We start from the raw sequence: 16,703 nt of genomic DNA on the forward strand, positions 1-16,703 counted from the left end.
CTGTAGGCTGTGCAGATCAGCACGAAAACTGGCGAATTCTGCAAAGGGGCTATGCAAACATGCAGGAAGCAGACTGGGACGACCTGAAGTATTTCCTTGCCGTGGGCCAGTCCGGCTCGCTCGCAGGCGCCGCGCGCGCCCTGCACGTCAACCATTCCACAGTCCTGCGCCGGCTGGCGCGGCTGGAAGAGACCCTGGGCACCCTGCTGTTCGAACGCCATGCCACCGGCTACGCCATGACCGCCGCAGGCGAGGCCCTGGCGCACCGGCTGGCCGGCGTCGGCGAGCAGATCGATGCTGCCCAGCGCCAGCTGTCCGGCCTCGACAGCCAGCTGAGCGGGCCATTGCGCGTGACCACGACCGACACGCTGCTGGGTGGACTGCTGATGCCCTTGTTTGCAGAATTCCGGTCGATGCACCCGCGCATCCAGCTGCAGATCGTCATCAACAACAGCTTCCTGAGCCTGAGCCGGCGCGAGGCCGATGTGGCGATCCGGCCGGCGAATGCGCCGCCGGAGTACCTGGTGGGCCGCCGTATCGGGCGGCTGCAGACGGCGCCGTATGCGGCACGGCGCTACCTGCAGCAACTCGGCCTGCCAACGGAAGCCGACCATCCGCGGCTGGCGGACTGGTCGGCCTATGACTGGGTCGTGCCGGACGATGCGCTATCCCACCTTGCCCAGGCGCGCTGGATACGCGATCACGTGCCGGAACCCCGCCGCGCCGTCAGTGCCGACAGCCTGGTGGCCATGGCGGATGCCGTACGGCACGGCATGGGCGCCGGCATGCTGCTGTGCCTGCTGGCCGGGGCTAACCCAGACCTGGTGCGGCTGGCGCCAGTCGATGAAGCCATGGATACCGATTTGTGGGTGCTGACGCATCCGGATCTCAGGCACAGCGCGCGCGTGCGGGTGTTGGGCGATTTCCTGTATGAGCGGCTGAGACAAGGGGAATGGGTGGCGGGCTGAAGACTTGCCCCCGGTTCAGGCCGCCGCCGCATACATCTCCATCAGCTGCTCATCCGCATACCCCCAGTCAGCGGCATTCTCGAACGCCACCACCGTCTCGTCGCTGTGGCGCAGGTCGATCAGTTCGGTGGGGACGGGCCTGGACTGCGATACGGAATAGAACGCCATCACCTTCGGCCGCAGCGGATCGGCCTCGTTCTGCGCGCAGACCACCGCCAGCCGGTTCGAACGCAGCCGCAGCACGGTGCCGAGCGGATAGATGCCGACGGTGCGGGTGAAGGCCTTGAACACGCGCCGGTCGAACAGCGTGTCGACACGCACGGCCATGTATTCCATGGCGCGGGCCGGCGACCACGGCCGGTGGCCCGGGCGGCTGGAAGTGAGCGAATCATAGGCATCGCAGATCGCGCCGATCTTGGCGTGCACGCTCAGTTCGTTCCCCGCCAGGCCGTAGGGGAAGCCGCGCCCGTCCACGCGTTCGTGATGGTGGACGCAGACATCGAGCGGGATGTTCGAATAGAGCCGGGCCTCGTTCAGGATGCGGTAGCCAGCCGATGGATGCCGGCGGTAGATCTCCTCTTCCTCGGGCGTGCGTTCGCTGGCCTTGTGGACCGGGGCCGCGGGCAGCGTCAGCTTGCCGATGTCGTGGACCAGGCCGGCCAGGCCGAGTTCGCGCACCTCGTCGTCGGGCAGGCCCAGCGTGCGGCCGACGGCGATCATCAGCGCGCAGACGGCGAAGGCGTGCAGGTAGTTGTCGTCGCCACGCGCCTTGAGCCGCGCCAGCGCCAGCAACGCCTGCCCATGGCGCGACAGCGAGCGCGAGGCGGAATCGACCAGCAGCAGCGCGCCGCTGACCTCCAGCGCCCGGCCCATGCGGATGTCGGCGAACATCGAGCCGATCACGGCCTTGCCGGATTGCAGCAGCTCGCGCGCGCGGACGATCTCGGCATCAAGCGTGGCGGCGGGTGGCGGCACGGTGGCCGGATCCATGGGGTCGGGTGTCGACTCCGGGGCCGGGACGGGTCCGGGTATTTCCGGCGTGTCCGGCGCCGGTACGTTGCGGCCCTTCAGGATATCGATCCAGACCTCCTGCACCCCTGCCGACTGTATCTGCCGGACCTGGTCCTCAGTGGCGACCAGGAACTTTGCGCGCCAGAACGGATGGTTGATCCACGGGCCGCCAAGCCTGGCGACAAACATCCCGACCTGCAGTTGTTCCGACCGTATGCGTCTCAACATGCGTTACCCCCTCGGATGATGGTTTTCTTGTTGTCGATCCGTTTATCGGCGGCCGCCGGCAGGACTTTAGCCCCCATTGCGGGGAGGAACCGTGCCGCCCGCCCTTGTCAAGCGCCGCCCGAATGCCCGGACGGCGTCCTCGGGCATTGCCGGGGGGCGGTACCGCCGGCGCTACAATGGCCTGCCCAGTGCTCACAGACGCCAGCCAGTCGCCCCCGTTCACCCATGTCCGGAACGTACACGCTAGTCGGCATCGCCCGTGCCAAGACCCACCGCCGCGAGGCGCTGGTATCCCAGCTCACCACGCTGCGCTCGCGCGGGCTGACCGAGCCCGGCTGCCTGGACTACCACGTCGGGCAAGACGCCGAGGATGCGCGGGTCTTTGTGATCTACATGGTCTGGGACTCCAAGCGCGCGCTCGAATCGCACCTGAACCGGCCCTATATGCGCGATTTCCACGCCTCGCGCGCGGATTTCGTCGAAGGCGATTTCAGTTTCCGCTGGCTCAACGCCGCCTGATCCGCCTGGCCACGGGCAATCCCGGTCACTTCTGGCCGTCCCCCTGCTTGTCATTCCCGCCGCCCCGATCTATCACTCAATGTGACGCCCGGAGCGGGCACGGCAGGAGTGCACCATGGAAGTCAGGGATGGATTTGCCGGCACCATCGGCCACACCCCGCTGATCCGGCTGGCCGGCCTGAGCGCCGAAACCGGCTGCGATATCTACGGCAAGGCGGAATTCCTCAATCCAGGCGGCTCGGTCAAGGACCGCGCGGCACTCTACATCATCCGTGATGCCGAACGGCGCGGGCTGCTGACGCCCGGCGGCACGGTCATCGAAGGCACCGCCGGCAATACCGGCATCGGCCTGGCCCACCTGTGCGCGGCGCGTGGCTACCGCTGCATCGTCGTGATACCTGACACGCAGTCGCCCGAGAAAATGGAGCGGCTGCGCATGCTCGGCGCCGAGGTCCGCGCGGTGCCCGCCAAGCCTTACGCCGATCCGGACAACTACCAGAAGATTGCCGGCCGGCTGGCCGACCAGACCGACAACGCGATCTGGGCCAACCAGTTCGACAACCTGGCCAACCGCCAGGCCCACTACGAGACCACCGGGCCCGAGATCTGGCACGCCACCGGCGGGCACATCGATGCCTTCACCTGCTCCACCGGCACCGGCGGCTCGCTGGCCGGCATCGCGCGCTGCCTGAAAGAGCACAAGCCCGGCGTGCGCATCGTGCTGGCCGACCCGCACGGCAGCGGCCTGTACCACTTCGTCAAGCACCGCGAGGTCAAGGTCGAAGGCAGCTCGATCACCGAAGGCATCGGCTCCAGCCGGGTGACCGCCAACCTGCAGGACACGCCCATCGACGACGCGGTGCGCATCGACGACCAGACCTGCGTGGACATGGTCTACCGCCTGCTGCGCGAGGAGGGCTTGTTCGTGGGCGGGTCGTCGGGAATCAACGTCGGCGCCGCGGTGGCGCTGGCGCGCGAGATGGGGCCGGGCCATACCATCGTCACGCTGCTATGTGACCGCGGCGACCTGTACATGGCACGGCTGTTCAATGAAGCCTGGCTGGAGGGCAAGGGGCTGCAGCCGATTCCGTTCCGGCGTGCCGGCCCCGCCGTGTAAATGCCTGCGCGGCTCACGCCGCCTTGAGCCGCCGCCACAGCGTGGTCGGGCTGATGCCAAGGATATGGCAGGCCGCGGCTCGGTCGCCGCCGCACTCGGCCAGCACGCGCCGGATATGCTCGACTTCGCTGGACTGCTTCACGCCAGCCAGGGAACGGCGCGGGCGTGTTGCCGGCGCGGCGTGCTCAGCGTCGGCCTCGGCCGGCGCCAGCATGCCATCGCCAAACAGCTCCGGCACGGCTGCCTGCAGCTCGCGCTGCAGCGCGTCGCTGTCCAGCCGGCGCCCGGCCACCAGCACGGCGATCCGTTCGGTCACGTTTTCCAGCTCGCGGATATTGCCCGGCCAGCGGTAGCGCGCCAGCCGCGCGCGGGCCGCGGCGGGCAGGCGCTGCGGCCGGTCCATGCCCAGGCGCTCCTGGGCGCGCCGGTACAGCAGCTCGGCCAACTCCTGCAGGTCTTCGGAGCGGTCGCGCAGCGGCGGCATCTCGATGCGCAGGATATTGAGGCGGTAGTACAGGTCCTGCCGGAATGAGCCATCGCGCACCATCGCGGCCAGGTCGCGGTGAGTGGCGCCGATCACGCGCACGTTGACCGGTACGGCGTCGAGGCCGCCGATCGGCAGCACCTGCTTTTCCTGCAGCACGCGCAGCAGGCGCGTCTGCAGCGCGGACGGCATGTCGCCCACCTCGTCGAGGAACAGCGTGCCGTTGTGGGCCGACTCGAACAGGCCGGCCTTGCCGCCACGGCGCGCACCGGTGAAGGCGCCCTCTTCATAGCCGAACAGCTCGCTCTCCAGCAGCGCCTCGGGGAAGGCCGCGCAATTGACCGCCACGAACGGGAACGCGCGGCGCGGGCTGGCGTCGTGCATGCCCTGCGCCAGCACCTCCTTGCCGGTGCCGCTCTCGCCGCCGATCAGCACGGTGGAATCCACCGCCGCGTAGCGCCGCGCCAGTTCGCGCAGCTCGGTCATGGCCGCGGAGGTGCCGGCCAGGTCGTCCAGGCTGTAGCGCACCCCGGCCGGCCGCGTGCGGGCGCGCGAGCGCAGGTTGCGGTCCACGCGCTGGATCGCGCTGGCGTCCTGGATGGTCAGCACGGCGCCGGTGGTGCCGGCTTCGCCGATGATGGGGATGCGGTTGACCACCACCATCTTGTCGCCGAGCTTGTGGATCGCTTCCAGTTCCTTGTCACCGCTCTGCATCACGCCTTCGAGCGCCAGGTTTGGCGCCAGCGTCTGCAGCTTGCGCCCGACCGCGGCGGCGACGGAAGTGCCGAGAAAGCGCTCCATCGCCGGGTTGAACGACTGGATGCGCCCTTCGGCATCCACCGCCGCCACGCCCTCGTTCAGGTGCGCCAGGATGGTGTTGACGTAGTCGCGCCGGGTGGCCTCGATGCGGCGCAGGCGCGCGGCCTCGATCGCGTCTTCCAGCGCCATGCGCACCGAGTTGCCGGAGTACAGGAACACGCCGGTCAGGCCATAGCGGTCGGCCAGGTCGGTCACCAGGCCGGGGCCGACCACGACCTGGATGCCCTCCTGCTTGAGCGCCTTTACGCGTGCGACGGCATCGTCCTCGGTCAGGTAGGTATAGGCCGGGACCAACAGCGAGAACGCGCGCACGAATTCATCCACCTCGGCATACGTCGACGCGTGCGTGACCAGCGCCACCCGCGGCGAGATGCGCCGCGCGGTGGCTAACGCGCTCATCACGTCAAAGCCCGTGACCTTGACCAGCACCACCGGCACATCCACGTGCTGGCGCAGGTAGGCGCCGTTGGAGCCGCCCGCCACCACCACGTCGAGCCGGCCCTCGCGCGCCTCGCGCGCCACGGCGCTGGCGGCGGCCTCGAAACCCTTGCCGACGATGCGGAATTCGGCCCGGTCGGCGTAGGCCGGAATCAGGTCGGCGAAGGCGCGTGCCAGGCGGCTGATGCCGATGGCCCAGATGCGCGGACGGGCTTGCGTGGAAACGGGAGGAGCCATGGTGCAATGCGGAAAGAATGCGTGGTGAAACCCGGGACGAACAGGCGTACAGTGCTGGCACATTGTCCGCCACGCAGCCCGGGATTTCAACTTTGAATTCCAAACTTGTGATTTTGAAATTCAATTGTGCTGAAAAGATGACATGAAATCGGCGGCGAGGCCAGCCGCCCTGCCCGCCAGCCCAGCGCTGACAAAGGCTGGCGGATTTCCCGCGGGCCCGCCCAAGGGCTTGGCACACCCCTTGCAGTATTAGGCCCGTCCTGTTCACCAACGCATACGCCATGACCTACTCCGCTTCCGACCTCGCGCGCTCCGCTGGCGCCCGCTTCCGCCAGGCGCTTGCCGACGAGCATCCGCTGCAGGTAGTCGGCACCATCAATGCCAACCACGCCCTGCTGGCCAAGCGCGCCGGCTACCGGGCCATCTACCTGTCGGGCGGCGGCGTTGCGGCCGGCTCGCTGGGCCTGCCGGACCTGGGCATCTCGAACCTGGACGACGTGCTGACCGATATCCGCCGCATCACCGACGTGTGCGACACGCCGCTGCTGGTGGACGTCGACACCGGCTTCGGCGCCTCGGCCTTCAACGTGGCCCGCACCACCAAGTCGCTGATCAAGTTTGGCGCGGCGGCCATGCATATCGAAGACCAGGTCGGCGCCAAGCGCTGCGGCCACCGCCCCAACAAGGAAATCGTCACGCAGGGTGAAATGGTCGACCGCATCAGGGCCGCCGTCGACGCCCGCACCGACGAGAATTTCGTCATCATGGCCCGCACCGACGCGCTCGCCGTCGAAGGCCTGGACAAGGCCATCGAGCGCGCCGTCGCGTGCGTGGAAGCCGGCGCCGACGCCATCTTCCCGGAAGCCATGACCGACCTGGCCATGTACCGCAAGTTTGTCGATGCGGTGAAGGTGCCGGTGCTGGCCAATATCACCGAATTCGGCGCCACTCCGCTGTTCACCACCGAGGAACTCGGCGGCGCCGGCGTGTCGATGGTGCTGTACCCGCTGTCGGCCTTCCGCGCCATGAACAAGGCGGCGGAGAACGTCTACGCGGCCATCCGCCGCGACGGCACGCAGAAGAACGTGGTCGATACCATGCAGACCCGCGCCGAGCTCTACGAGAGCATCGGCTACCATGACTTCGAGCAGAAGCTGGACGCGCTCTTCGCACAAGGCAAGGGCAAGTAAGTAAGACTCACGCGCGGCCGGGCTTTGTCCCGGCCGCTTGCACGACAACAGACAGGCAATACCAGGCATCACACAAAGGAGACCCAGATGTCCGAAGCGCAACCGCTCGTCACTCCCAAGCCCAAGAAATCCGTCGCCCTGTCGGGCGTGACCGCCGGCAATACCGCGCTGTGCACCGTCGGCCGCACCGGCAACGACCTGCACTACCGCGGCTACGACATCCTCGACATCGCCGAGACCTGCGAGTTCGAGGAGATCGCCCACCTGCTGGTGCACGGCAAGCTGCCGACCAAATCCGAACTGGCCGCCTACAAGGCCAAGCTCAAGAGCCTGCGCGGCCTGCCCGCCAATGTGAAGGCCGCGCTCGAATGGGTGCCCGCCAGCGCCCACCCGATGGACGTGATGCGCACCGGCGTGTCGGTGCTGGGCACCGTGCTGCCGGAGAAGGAAGACCACAACACCCCGGGCGCGCGCGACATCGCCGACCGCCTGATGGCCAGCCTGGGCTCGATGCTGCTGTACTGGTATCACTACAGCCACAACGGCCGCCGTATCGAGGTGGAAACCGACGATGACTCCATCGGCGGCCATTTCCTGCACCTGCTGCACGGCGAGAAGCCGTCGGCACTGTGGGAGCGCGCCATGAACACCTCGCTGAACCTGTACGCCGAGCACGAGTTCAACGCCTCGACCTTCGCCGCCCGCGTGATCGCCGGCACGGGTTCGGACATGTATTCGTCGATCAGCGGCGCCATCGGCGCGCTGCGCGGCCCCAAGCACGGCGGCGCCAACGAGGTCGCGTTCGAGATCCAGAAGCGCTACGACAACCCGGATGAGGCCCAGGCCGACATCACCCGCCGCGTCGAGAACAAGGAAGTCGTGATCGGCTTCGGCCACCCGGTGTACACCATCAGCGACCCGCGCAACCAGGTGATCAAGGACGTGGCGAAGAGGCTGTCGAAGGACGCCGGCTCGATGAAGATGTTCGACATCGCCGAGCGCCTGGAAACGGTGATGGGAGACATCAAGAAGATGTTCCCGAACCTGGACTGGTTCAGCGCGGTGAGCTACCACATGATGGGCGTGCCGACGGCGATGTTCACGCCGCTGTTTGTGATCGCGCGCACCTCGGGCTGGGCCGCGCACATCATCGAGCAGCGTATCGACAACAAGATCATCCGCCCGAGTGCCAACTACACCGGCCCGGAGAACCTGAAGTTCGTGCCGCTGAAGGATCGCAAGTAAGACCGGCTGCCGGTTTGCTCCGCGTCGGGTTGCATTGATCCGGGCCTGCGGGCAAGGGGGTAGTTGGTCGCTGACATGGGACCACTACCCCTTTTTCATACCTATATTGATTTCCCTACACCATGAATTCTGCAAACCGCAAACCGCTACCGGGCACCAAGCTGGATTACTTTGACGCGCGCGCCGCGGTCGAGGCAATCCAGCCGGGTGCCTACGACAAGCTGCCGTACACGTCGCGCGTGCTGGCAGAAAACCTGGTGCGCCGCTGCGATCCCGCCACGCTGACGGATTCGCTGAAGCAGCTGATCGGGCGCAAGCGCGACCTCGATTTCCCGTGGTTCCCGGCGCGCGTGGTGTGCCATGACATCCTGGGCCAGACCGCGCTGGTGGACCTGGCCGGCCTGCGCGACGCCATTGCCGACCAGGGCGGCGACCCCGCCAAGGTCAACCCGGTGGTGCCGGTGCAACTGATCGTCGATCACTCGCTGGCGGTGGAGTGCGGCGGCTTCGATCCCGATGCCTTCGCCAAGAACCGCGCCATCGAAGACCGCCGCAACGAAGACCGCTTCCATTTCATCGACTGGACCAAGCAGGCGTTCAAGAACGTCGATGTGATCCCGCCGGGCAACGGCATCATGCACCAGATCAACCTGGAGAAGATGTCGCCGGTGATCCACGCTGATAGTGGCGTGGCCTACCCCGATACCTGCGTCGGCACCGACAGCCACACCCCGCACGTGGATGCGCTGGGCGTGATCGCCATCGGCGTGGGCGGCCTGGAAGCCGAGAACGTGATGCTCGGCCGCGCCTCGTGGATGCGCCTGCCCGATATCGTCGGCGTGGAGCTGACCGGCAAGCGCCAGCCCGGCATTACCGCCACCGACATCGTGCTGGCCCTGACTGAATTCCTGCGCAAGGAAAAAGTTGTCGGCGCCTATCTGGAGTTCCGTGGCGAAGGCGCCTCTAGCCTGACGCTCGGCGACCGTGCGACTATTTCCAACATGGCCCCGGAATATGGCGCCACTGCCGCGATGTTCTTCATCGACGAGCAGACCATTGACTACCTGCGCCTGACCGGCCGCACCGACGAGCAGCTCAAGCTGGTCGAAACGTACGCCAAGACTGCCGGCCTGTGGGCGGATTCGCTGAAGAACGCCGAGTACGAGCGCGTGCTGAAGTTCGACCTGTCGAGCGTGGTGCGCAATATGGCCGGCCCGTCCAACCCGCACAAGCGCCTGCCGACCTCCGCGCTGGCCGAGCGCGGCATCGCCGTCGACCTGGACAAGGCCCGCGCGCAGGAAGCCGAAGGCCTGATGCCGGACGGCGCCGTGATCATCGCCGCCATCACCAGCTGCACCAACACCAGCAACCCGCGTAATGTGATTGCCGCCGCGCTGCTGGCGCGCAACGCCAATGCGCGCGGCCTGGCGCGCAAGCCGTGGGTCAAGTCGTCGCTGGCGCCCGGCTCCAAGGCGGTCGAACTGTACCTGGAAGAAGCGAACCTGCTGCCGGACCTGGAGAAGCTCGGCTTCGGCATCGTCGCCTTTGCCTGCACCACGTGCAACGGCATGTCGGGCGCCTTGGATCCCAAGATCCAGCAGGAAATCATCGACCGCGACCTGTACGCCACGGCAGTGCTGTCCGGCAACCGCAATTTCGACGGCCGCATCCACCCGTACGCCAAGCAGGCCTTCCTTGCCTCGCCGCCGCTGGTGGTGGCCTATGCCATCGCTGGCACCATCCGCTTCGATATCGAAAAGGACGTGCTGGGCACGGACCAGGCCGGCAAGCCGGTGTACCTGAAGGACATCTGGCCGAGCGACGAAGAGATCGACGCGATCGTGGCAAAGAGCGTCAAGCCCGAGCAGTTCCGCAAGGTCTACGAGCCGATGTTCGCCATCACCGCGGCCAGCGGCGAGTCCGTCAGCCCGCTGTACGACTGGCGCCCGCAGAGCACCTATATCCGCCGTCCGCCCTACTGGGAAGGCGCGCTGGCCGGCGAGCGTACGCTCAAGGCGCTGCGTCCGCTGGCGGTGCTGGGCGACAACATCACCACCGACCACCTGTCGCCGTCCAACGCCATCATGCTTAACAGCGCCGCGGGTGAATACCTGGCCAAGATGGGCCTGCCGGAAGAGGACTTCAACTCGTACGCGACCCACCGCGGCGACCACCTGACCGCGCAGCGCGCCACCTTTGCCAACCCGACCCTGATCAATGAAATGGCCGTGGTCGACGGCCAGGTCAAGAAGGGTTCGCTGGCGCGCATCGAGCCGGAAGGCAAGGTCGTGCGCATGTGGGAGGCCATCGAGACCTACATGGACCGTAAGCAGCCGCTGATCATCATCGCCGGCGCGGACTATGGCCAGGGCTCGTCGCGCGACTGGGCCGCCAAGGGCGTGCGCCTGGCTGGCGTCGAGGTCATCGTCGCCGAGGGCTTCGAGCGCATCCACCGCACCAACCTGATCGGCATGGGCGTGCTGCCGCTGGAGTTCAAGCCGGGCGTGAACCGCCTGACGCTGGGCCTGGACGGCACCGAGACCTATGACGTGATCGGCGAGCGCCAGCCGCGCGCCACGTTGACGCTGGTGGTGAACCGCAAGAACGGCGAGCGCGTCGAGGTGCCGGTGACCTGTCGCCTCGACAGCGACGAGGAAGTGTCGATCTACGAAGCCGGCGGCGTGCTGCAGCGCTTCGCGCAGGACTTCCTTGAGTCGACCCGTTCGGCTGCATAAGCTGTGACATGGGCCCGGGCGGCATAGATGCCGCCCGGGCCAACCAGGACAATGATTTCCATGGCTCACGTACCCCAGATCAAGATTCCCGCCACCTATATCCGTGGCGGCACCAGCAAAGGCGTGTTCTTCCGCCTGCAGGATTTGCCGGAAACGGCACAAGTGCCCGGCCCGGCGCGCGACGCGCTGCTGATGCGCGTGATCGGCAGTCCCGACCCCTATGGCAAGCAGATCGACGGCATGGGCGCGGCCACGTCCAGCACCAGCAAGACGGTGATCGTGTCCAAGAGCAGCCGGCCCGACCACGATGTCGACTACCTGTTCGGCCAGGTCTCGATCGACCAGCCCTTTGTCGACTGGAGCGGCAACTGCGGCAACCTGTCGGCAGCGGTCGGTCCCTTTGCCATCAGCGCCGGCCTGGTCGATGCCAGCCGCATCCCGCGCAACGGCGTGGCCGTGGTGCGCATCTGGCAGGCCAATATCGGCAAGACCATCATCGGCCATGTGCCCGTCACCAACGGCGAAGTGCAGGAAACCGGCGATTTCGAGCTGGATGGCGTGACCTTCCCGGCCGCCGAAGTGCAGCTTGAGTTCATGGACCCGGCCGCCGAGGAAGAAGGCGCCGGCGGCGCGATGTTCCCCACCGGCAACGTGGTCGACGACCTCGAAGTGCCGGGCGTGGGCACGCTCAAGGCCACCATGATCAACGCCGGCATCCCGACCATCTTCGTCAACGCCGAGAGCATCGGCTACACCGGCACCGAGCTGCAGGACGCCATCAACAGCGACACCAAGGCGCTGGCGATGTTCGAGACCATCCGTGCCTATGGCGCGCTGCGCATGGGCCTGATCAAGAACGTGGACGAGGCCGCCAAGCGCCAGCACACGCCCAAGGTGGCCTTTGTCGCCAAGCCGGTCGACTACGTCGCCTCCAGCGGCAAGAAGGTGGCCGCGGCCGATGTGGACCTGCTGGTGCGCGCGCTGTCGATGGGCAAGCTGCACCACGCCATGATGGGCACGGCAGCGGTGGCGATTGGCACCGCCGCGGCCATCCCCGGCACGCTGGTCAACCTGGCCGCCGGCGGCGGCGAGCGCAACGCGGTGCGTTTCGGGCATCCGTCCGGCACGCTGCGCGTGGGCGCCGAGGCGCAGCAGGTCGATGGCGAATGGGCGGTCAAAAAGGCCATCATGAGCCGCAGCGCGCGCGTGCTGATGGAAGGCTGGGTGCGCGTTCCCGGCGACGCGTTCTGAGCTGAGCCGCACCCGCGAGGCCGTTCATGTCCACCGACACACCGTCCGCGCAACGCCCCGATCCGGACCAGGTGCTGGTCGACATCGTCGACTATGTCACCCGGTACGAGATCAAAAGCGGCCTCGCCTACGACACCGCCCGCAACTGCCTGATCGACACGCTCGGTTGCGGGCTCGAAGCCCTTTCCTACCCGGCCTGCACCAAGCTGCTGGGTCCCATCGTTCCGGGCACGATCGTGCCCAACGGCGCGCGCGTGCCGGGCACCCAGTTCCAGCTCGATCCGGTCCAGGCCGCGTTCAGTATCGGGACGATGATCCGCTGGCTGGACTTCAACGACACCTGGCTCGCGGCCGAATGGGGTCATCCGTCGGACAATCTCGGCGGCATCCTGGCCACCGCTGACTGGATCTCGCGCAACCACATCGCCGCCGGGCGCAAGCCGCTGACGATGAAGACGGTACTGGCGGCGATGATCAAGGCGCACGAAATCCAGGGCTGCATCGCGCTGGAGAATTCGTTCAACCAGGTCGGGCTGGATCACGTGGTGCTGGTCAAGGTGGCTTCCACCGCCGTGGTCGCGCAGATGCTCGGCCTCACGCGCGACGAGATCCTCAATGCCGTGTCGCTGGCCTGGGTCGACGGCCAGAGCCTGCGCACCTACCGCCACGCCCCCAACACCGGCAGCCGTAAGAGCTGGGCCGCCGGCGACGCCACCAGCCGCGCAGTGCGGCTGGCGCTGATCGCCCGCACCGGCGAGATGGGCTATCCGTCGGCGTTGACGGCAAAGACCTGGGGCTTCTACGACGTGCTGTTCAAGGGGCAGCCGTTCCGCTTCCAGCGGCCGTACGGGTCGTATGTGATGGAGAACATCCTGTTCAAGATCTCGTACCCGGCTGAATTCCACGCGCAGACCGCGGTGGAGGCAGCGATGCAGCTGCACGGTGCGCTGGCGCTCGCGGGGCGCAGCGCGGCGGATATCGCCGCCATCACCATCCGCACCCACGAGGCCTGCCTGCGCATCATCGACAAGCAGGGTCCGCTCAGCAATCCGGCAGATCGCGACCACTGCATCCAGTACATGGTGGCCGTGCCGCTGCTGTTCGGCCGCCTGACCGCCGCCGACTACGAAGACAAGGTTGCAGCCGACCCGCGCATAGACGCGCTGCGCGGCAAGATCACCTGCGTGGAAGACCCCGCACTGACGCGCGACTACCACGACCCCGGCAAGCGCTCGATCGCCAACGCGCTGACCGTGACGCTGGCAGACGGCACCGTGCTGGACGAGGTGCTGGTCGAATACCCGCTCGGCCACAAGCGCCGCCGCGCCGAGGGCGTCCCGCTGCTGGTGGAAAAATTCCGCACCAACCTCGCCCGCCGCTTCCCGCCGAAACAGCAGCAGGCCATCCTGGCCGCGTCGCTGGACCAGGCGCGGCTGGAGGCCATCCCGGTCAATGAGTACCTCGATATGTATGCGATTTGAGTTATCGCCCAGGCATTTTCATGCCGAATCGGCATAACCCTTGCAGCGCCCCTCCCGCGCCAAATTCTCCTCACGTATAGTCACTGCCGCTGCCTGAACGGGCCCTGCACCACAGGCCCCGTTCAGGCAGCCACCGACTGAACACGGACGGCACCATTCCACCCATAAGGTATGTCGTGCCGATTCCAGTACGGGCCACACGTTCGTATAAATACCGAGGAGAAACATGAAACACTTCGCCCGCGTCACCACGCTGGCCGCCGCCCTGCTGTCGGCGAGCCTGATCACCGGCACTGCCCACGCGCAGCTCGCACCCGCCGCACAACCAGGCGTCGCACCCGCCACGGCCCAGGCCGAAGCCCGCAAGGCCAATATCGTCATCATCGGCACGGGCGGCACCATTGCCGGCGCCGGCGCATCGGCGACCAACACCGCGGCCTACCAGTCCGCCGTGGTGCCGGTCGACAAGATCATCGCCTCGGTGCCCGAGATCTCCAAGGTGGCCAACGTCAAGGGTGAGCAGATTTTCCAGATCGGTTCGGAGAGCTTCAATAACGAACGCCTGCTGAAGCTGGCCAAGCGCGTATCGGAACTGCTCAAGCAGCCGGACGTGGACGGCATCGTCATTACGCACGGCACCGATACCATCGAGGAAACCGCTTACTTCCTGAACCTGACGCTCAAGAGCGACAAGCCGGTGGTGGTGGTGGGCTCGATGCGCCCGGGCACCGCGCTGGGCGCCGATGGCGCGCTCAACCTGTACGACGCCGTGCTGGTCGCGTCCAACCCTGCCTCCAAGGGCAAGGGCACGCTGGCCGTGCTGAACGACGAGATCCACACCGGCCGCGACGTCACCAAGAGCAACACCTTCAAGACCGAGACCTTCCGCTCGCCGTTCGGCCCGCTGGGCTACGTGGTCGAAGGCCGCACGCTGTTCTATCGCCTGCCGGCGCGTCCGCACACGCAGCAGACGCAGTGGGACATCGACAAGATCGACAAGCTGCCTGAAGTGGCAGTGCTGTACGCCTACGGCAACGCCAATCCGGCCGCGGTCGACGCCGCGGTGAAGAGCGGTGCCAAGGCCATCATCTATGCCGCCACCGGCAACGGCAGCGTCGGCGACTACATGGTCGAGTCGCTCAAGGCCGCGCGCGCCAAGGGCGTGCAGATCGTGCGCGCCTCGCGCACCGGCAGCGGCGTGGTGGTGCGCAATGCCGAGCAGCCGGACGACAAGTACGACTGGATCGTCACCGACGACCAGCTGCCGCAGAAGGCACGCATCCTGATGGCGCTGGCGCTGACGCAGACTAACGACTCCAAGGCACTGCAGCAGGTCTTCTGGAAGTACTGATGGGGTCGTGGAGCAAGCGGTATCGCCGCTAGACGCTCCTGCCCTCTCCCCCCGCCCCTCTCCCGCACGCGGGAGAGGGAAGCAAACCGGCGGCTGCATCGGCTGGCACCAGTTTCCCGGCCTCCTCCCCTGCGTTTTCCCCTTCTTCCCGTTCCAGCCATTGCCTTGGCGATTGGCCCATCCGTGCCGTAAACGCGCGCGACAGCGCCGACGCATTGGCATAGCCCAGCTCCAGCGCCACGGATTTAACCGGGCGGCCCAGCCGCAGTTGCGCCTGCGCCAGCGTCAGGCGCCAGTCGGTCAGGTAGTCGGCCGGCGGCTGCCCCACAGTGCGCCGGAAGCTCGCGGCAAAGGCGCTGCGCGACATGCCTGCGCGCACCGCCATGCGCGGCAGGTCCCACGGCTCGCCCGGCGCCTCGTGCAGCGCCACCAGCGCACGTGCCAGGCGCGGGTCGGACAGCCCGGCTGACTGGACCGCGGGGTCGTCCAGCACGATCTGGCGCATCGCCACCGCCATCTCCTTGTCGATTCCCTCACCCACCAGCAGGCAGGATCAGCAGCGTGGCCACGCCCGCCAGCAGCAGCCCGATCAGCAGTGATGGCGCCCCATCCAACACCGGCATATTGAGCCGATGGCTCACATACACCCCCAGTGCGGCGATCACCAGGCCGGCCAGCGCCGTGGCGTCCTCGGCCAGCACGGTCACCGTGGTCGGATCCTTGCTATTGCGCACTGCCCGCCAGAACGGCACATCACGCTTTTCCTGCAGGAACGCGCGCAGCGCAATGCTGAAGCTGATGCTTTCGAACACCAGCGCAAAGCCCAGCGCGATGTAGTTCCAGTACGGCTCATAAGCCGAGATGGCGCCGCCGTTTCAGGCCCATGCTGCATCGCTTTCCTCCAGGAAGCTGCCCCTTTGCATTGGAAGCAGTTCGCGCCAGCGTACTGGCGCGCTTGGGTGTGAAGGTGAAAATACGGCGGTTAATTGCGTTTTATGGACTGAAAAAAACGGACCTCCGATGCATCCACTCCGGAATCAGAACATGGCGCTGCTCATCAATGCCTTGGCCACCAGAACGCCCTCGTCCGGGGCTTGCGCATAGACCGACACGTCCGTGACCACCTGCCGGCGCCCACGCCGCACCACCATCGCCACCGCGCGCAGCGCCGCTCCCTGTGCCGGGGCCAGGTACTGGATAGACAGCGAACTGGTCGCCCCGCCCTTCACGTCGTCGGCACTGGCGCCAGAAGCTGCCGCCGCGGCGCCGGCGATATCGATCAGCGTGGCAATGACGCCGCCATGGACGATGCTGCCGTGGGTCACGTTGGTCGGCAGGAACGGCATTTCCAGCTCGACATGATCGGGCGCCAGGCTGGCCAGCCGCACGCCGAGGGCGCGCGCCACCGGGGAGCCTATCAGGACGTTGTCGATCATGGCACGCATGCGGGGGGCAACGGAGGCTTGGCGATCACATTGGCGAGGGAAGCTGGCAAGGGCTTGGGACATGGCTGGGCTCCTGGTTCAGGGTGGAGCGTAGCGAGTGAGAGGAACTCGCTCAATTACGTAAGACGTAGTTGTCCGTCCATGCATGCCAGCCGTTGGCAGCTCTCACCACATAGACGACGGG

Annotated in this window: 14 protein-coding genes; 9 read left to right on the forward strand and 5 right to left on the reverse strand. The window is 66.9% G+C overall.

What is annotated here, in order from left to right; genetic code table 11:
- Nucleotides 1–59: 59 nt before the first annotated feature.
- Complete coding sequence (locus KB879_RS21795) at nt 60–968, forward strand: LysR family transcriptional regulator (RefSeq protein ID WP_153956253.1); 909 nt, start codon at nt 60–62, stop codon at nt 966–968.
- Between the two features lie 15 nt (nt 969–983).
- Here KB879_RS21795 and KB879_RS21800 read toward each other — a convergent pair whose 3' ends face one another.
- Nucleotides 984–2,207 (reverse strand): HD-GYP domain-containing protein, encoded by a 1,224-nt coding sequence (locus KB879_RS21800; protein ID WP_013956848.1) that lies wholly within the window; start codon nt 2,205–2,207, stop codon nt 984–986.
- Nucleotides 2,208–2,432: 225 nt separating this feature from the next.
- Between KB879_RS21800 and KB879_RS21805 the strand changes: the two genes are divergently transcribed.
- Complete coding sequence (locus KB879_RS21805; RefSeq protein WP_010812104.1) at nt 2,433–2,726, forward strand: putative quinol monooxygenase; 294 nt, start codon at nt 2,433–2,435, stop codon at nt 2,724–2,726.
- 115 nt (nt 2,727–2,841) lie between these two features.
- The gene (locus KB879_RS21810; protein ID WP_211979756.1) at nt 2,842–3,843 is read left to right on the forward strand and encodes a cysteine synthase A; all 1,002 of its coding nucleotides are present in this window, start codon (nt 2,842–2,844) and stop codon (nt 3,841–3,843) included.
- Between the two features lie 13 nt (nt 3,844–3,856).
- On the opposite strand, the gene prpR is transcribed toward KB879_RS21810, so the two are convergent.
- On the reverse strand, nt 3,857–5,821 hold the full coding sequence (prpR, locus tag KB879_RS21815) for a propionate catabolism operon regulatory protein PrpR (protein WP_211979757.1): 1,965 nt from the start codon (nt 5,819–5,821) through the stop codon (nt 3,857–3,859).
- A gap of 281 nt (nt 5,822–6,102) precedes the next feature.
- Between prpR and prpB the strand changes: the two genes are divergently transcribed.
- From prpB to KB879_RS21845, 6 genes are all read left to right on the forward strand, one after another.
- On the forward strand, nt 6,103–7,011 hold the full coding sequence (gene prpB, locus KB879_RS21820; RefSeq protein WP_013956854.1) for a methylisocitrate lyase: 909 nt from the start codon (nt 6,103–6,105) through the stop codon (nt 7,009–7,011).
- Between the two features lie 87 nt (nt 7,012–7,098).
- Nucleotides 7,099–8,256, forward strand: coding sequence for a 2-methylcitrate synthase (prpC, locus tag KB879_RS21825; protein ID WP_013956855.1), 1,158 nt, complete (start codon nt 7,099–7,101; stop codon nt 8,254–8,256).
- 122 nt (nt 8,257–8,378) lie between these two features.
- The gene (gene acnD, locus KB879_RS21830; protein WP_153955943.1) at nt 8,379–10,991 is read left to right on the forward strand and encodes a Fe/S-dependent 2-methylisocitrate dehydratase AcnD; all 2,613 of its coding nucleotides are present in this window, start codon (nt 8,379–8,381) and stop codon (nt 10,989–10,991) included.
- Between the two features lie 60 nt (nt 10,992–11,051).
- Nucleotides 11,052–12,242: a 2-methylaconitate cis-trans isomerase PrpF gene (prpF, locus tag KB879_RS21835; RefSeq protein ID WP_013956857.1), complete on the forward strand. Its 1,191-nt coding sequence runs from the start codon at nt 11,052–11,054 to the stop codon at nt 12,240–12,242.
- A 26-nt stretch (nt 12,243–12,268) separates the two neighbouring features.
- A complete protein-coding gene (locus KB879_RS21840; protein WP_153955944.1) occupies nt 12,269–13,723 on the forward strand; it encodes a bifunctional 2-methylcitrate dehydratase/aconitate hydratase in 1,455 nt (484 codons plus the stop codon).
- A 226-nt stretch (nt 13,724–13,949) separates the two neighbouring features.
- Nucleotides 13,950–15,074, forward strand: a complete 1,125-nt coding sequence (locus KB879_RS21845) for an asparaginase (RefSeq protein WP_013956859.1) — start codon at nt 13,950–13,952, stop codon at nt 15,072–15,074.
- Nucleotides 15,075–15,102: 28 nt separating this feature from the next.
- Here KB879_RS21845 and KB879_RS21850 read toward each other — a convergent pair whose 3' ends face one another.
- The 3 genes from KB879_RS21850 to KB879_RS21860 form a co-directional block, all read right to left on the reverse strand.
- Entirely contained in the window at nt 15,103–15,579 is a 477-nt protein-coding gene (locus KB879_RS21850) for a helix-turn-helix transcriptional regulator (RefSeq protein ID WP_371827421.1), read from the reverse strand.
- 28 nt (nt 15,580–15,607) lie between these two features.
- Nucleotides 15,608–15,886, reverse strand: a complete 279-nt coding sequence (locus KB879_RS21855) for a hypothetical protein (protein WP_153955946.1) — start codon at nt 15,884–15,886, stop codon at nt 15,608–15,610.
- Between the two features lie 225 nt (nt 15,887–16,111).
- Nucleotides 16,112–16,582 (reverse strand): PaaI family thioesterase, encoded by a 471-nt coding sequence (locus tag KB879_RS21860; protein ID WP_013956862.1) that lies wholly within the window; start codon nt 16,580–16,582, stop codon nt 16,112–16,114.
- Between the last annotated feature and the right edge of the window lie 121 nt (nt 16,583–16,703).

This window comes from Cupriavidus sp. KK10 (assembly GCF_018223725.1).
GTDB classification, from domain to species: Bacteria; Pseudomonadota; Gammaproteobacteria; order Burkholderiales; family Burkholderiaceae; genus Cupriavidus; species Cupriavidus necator.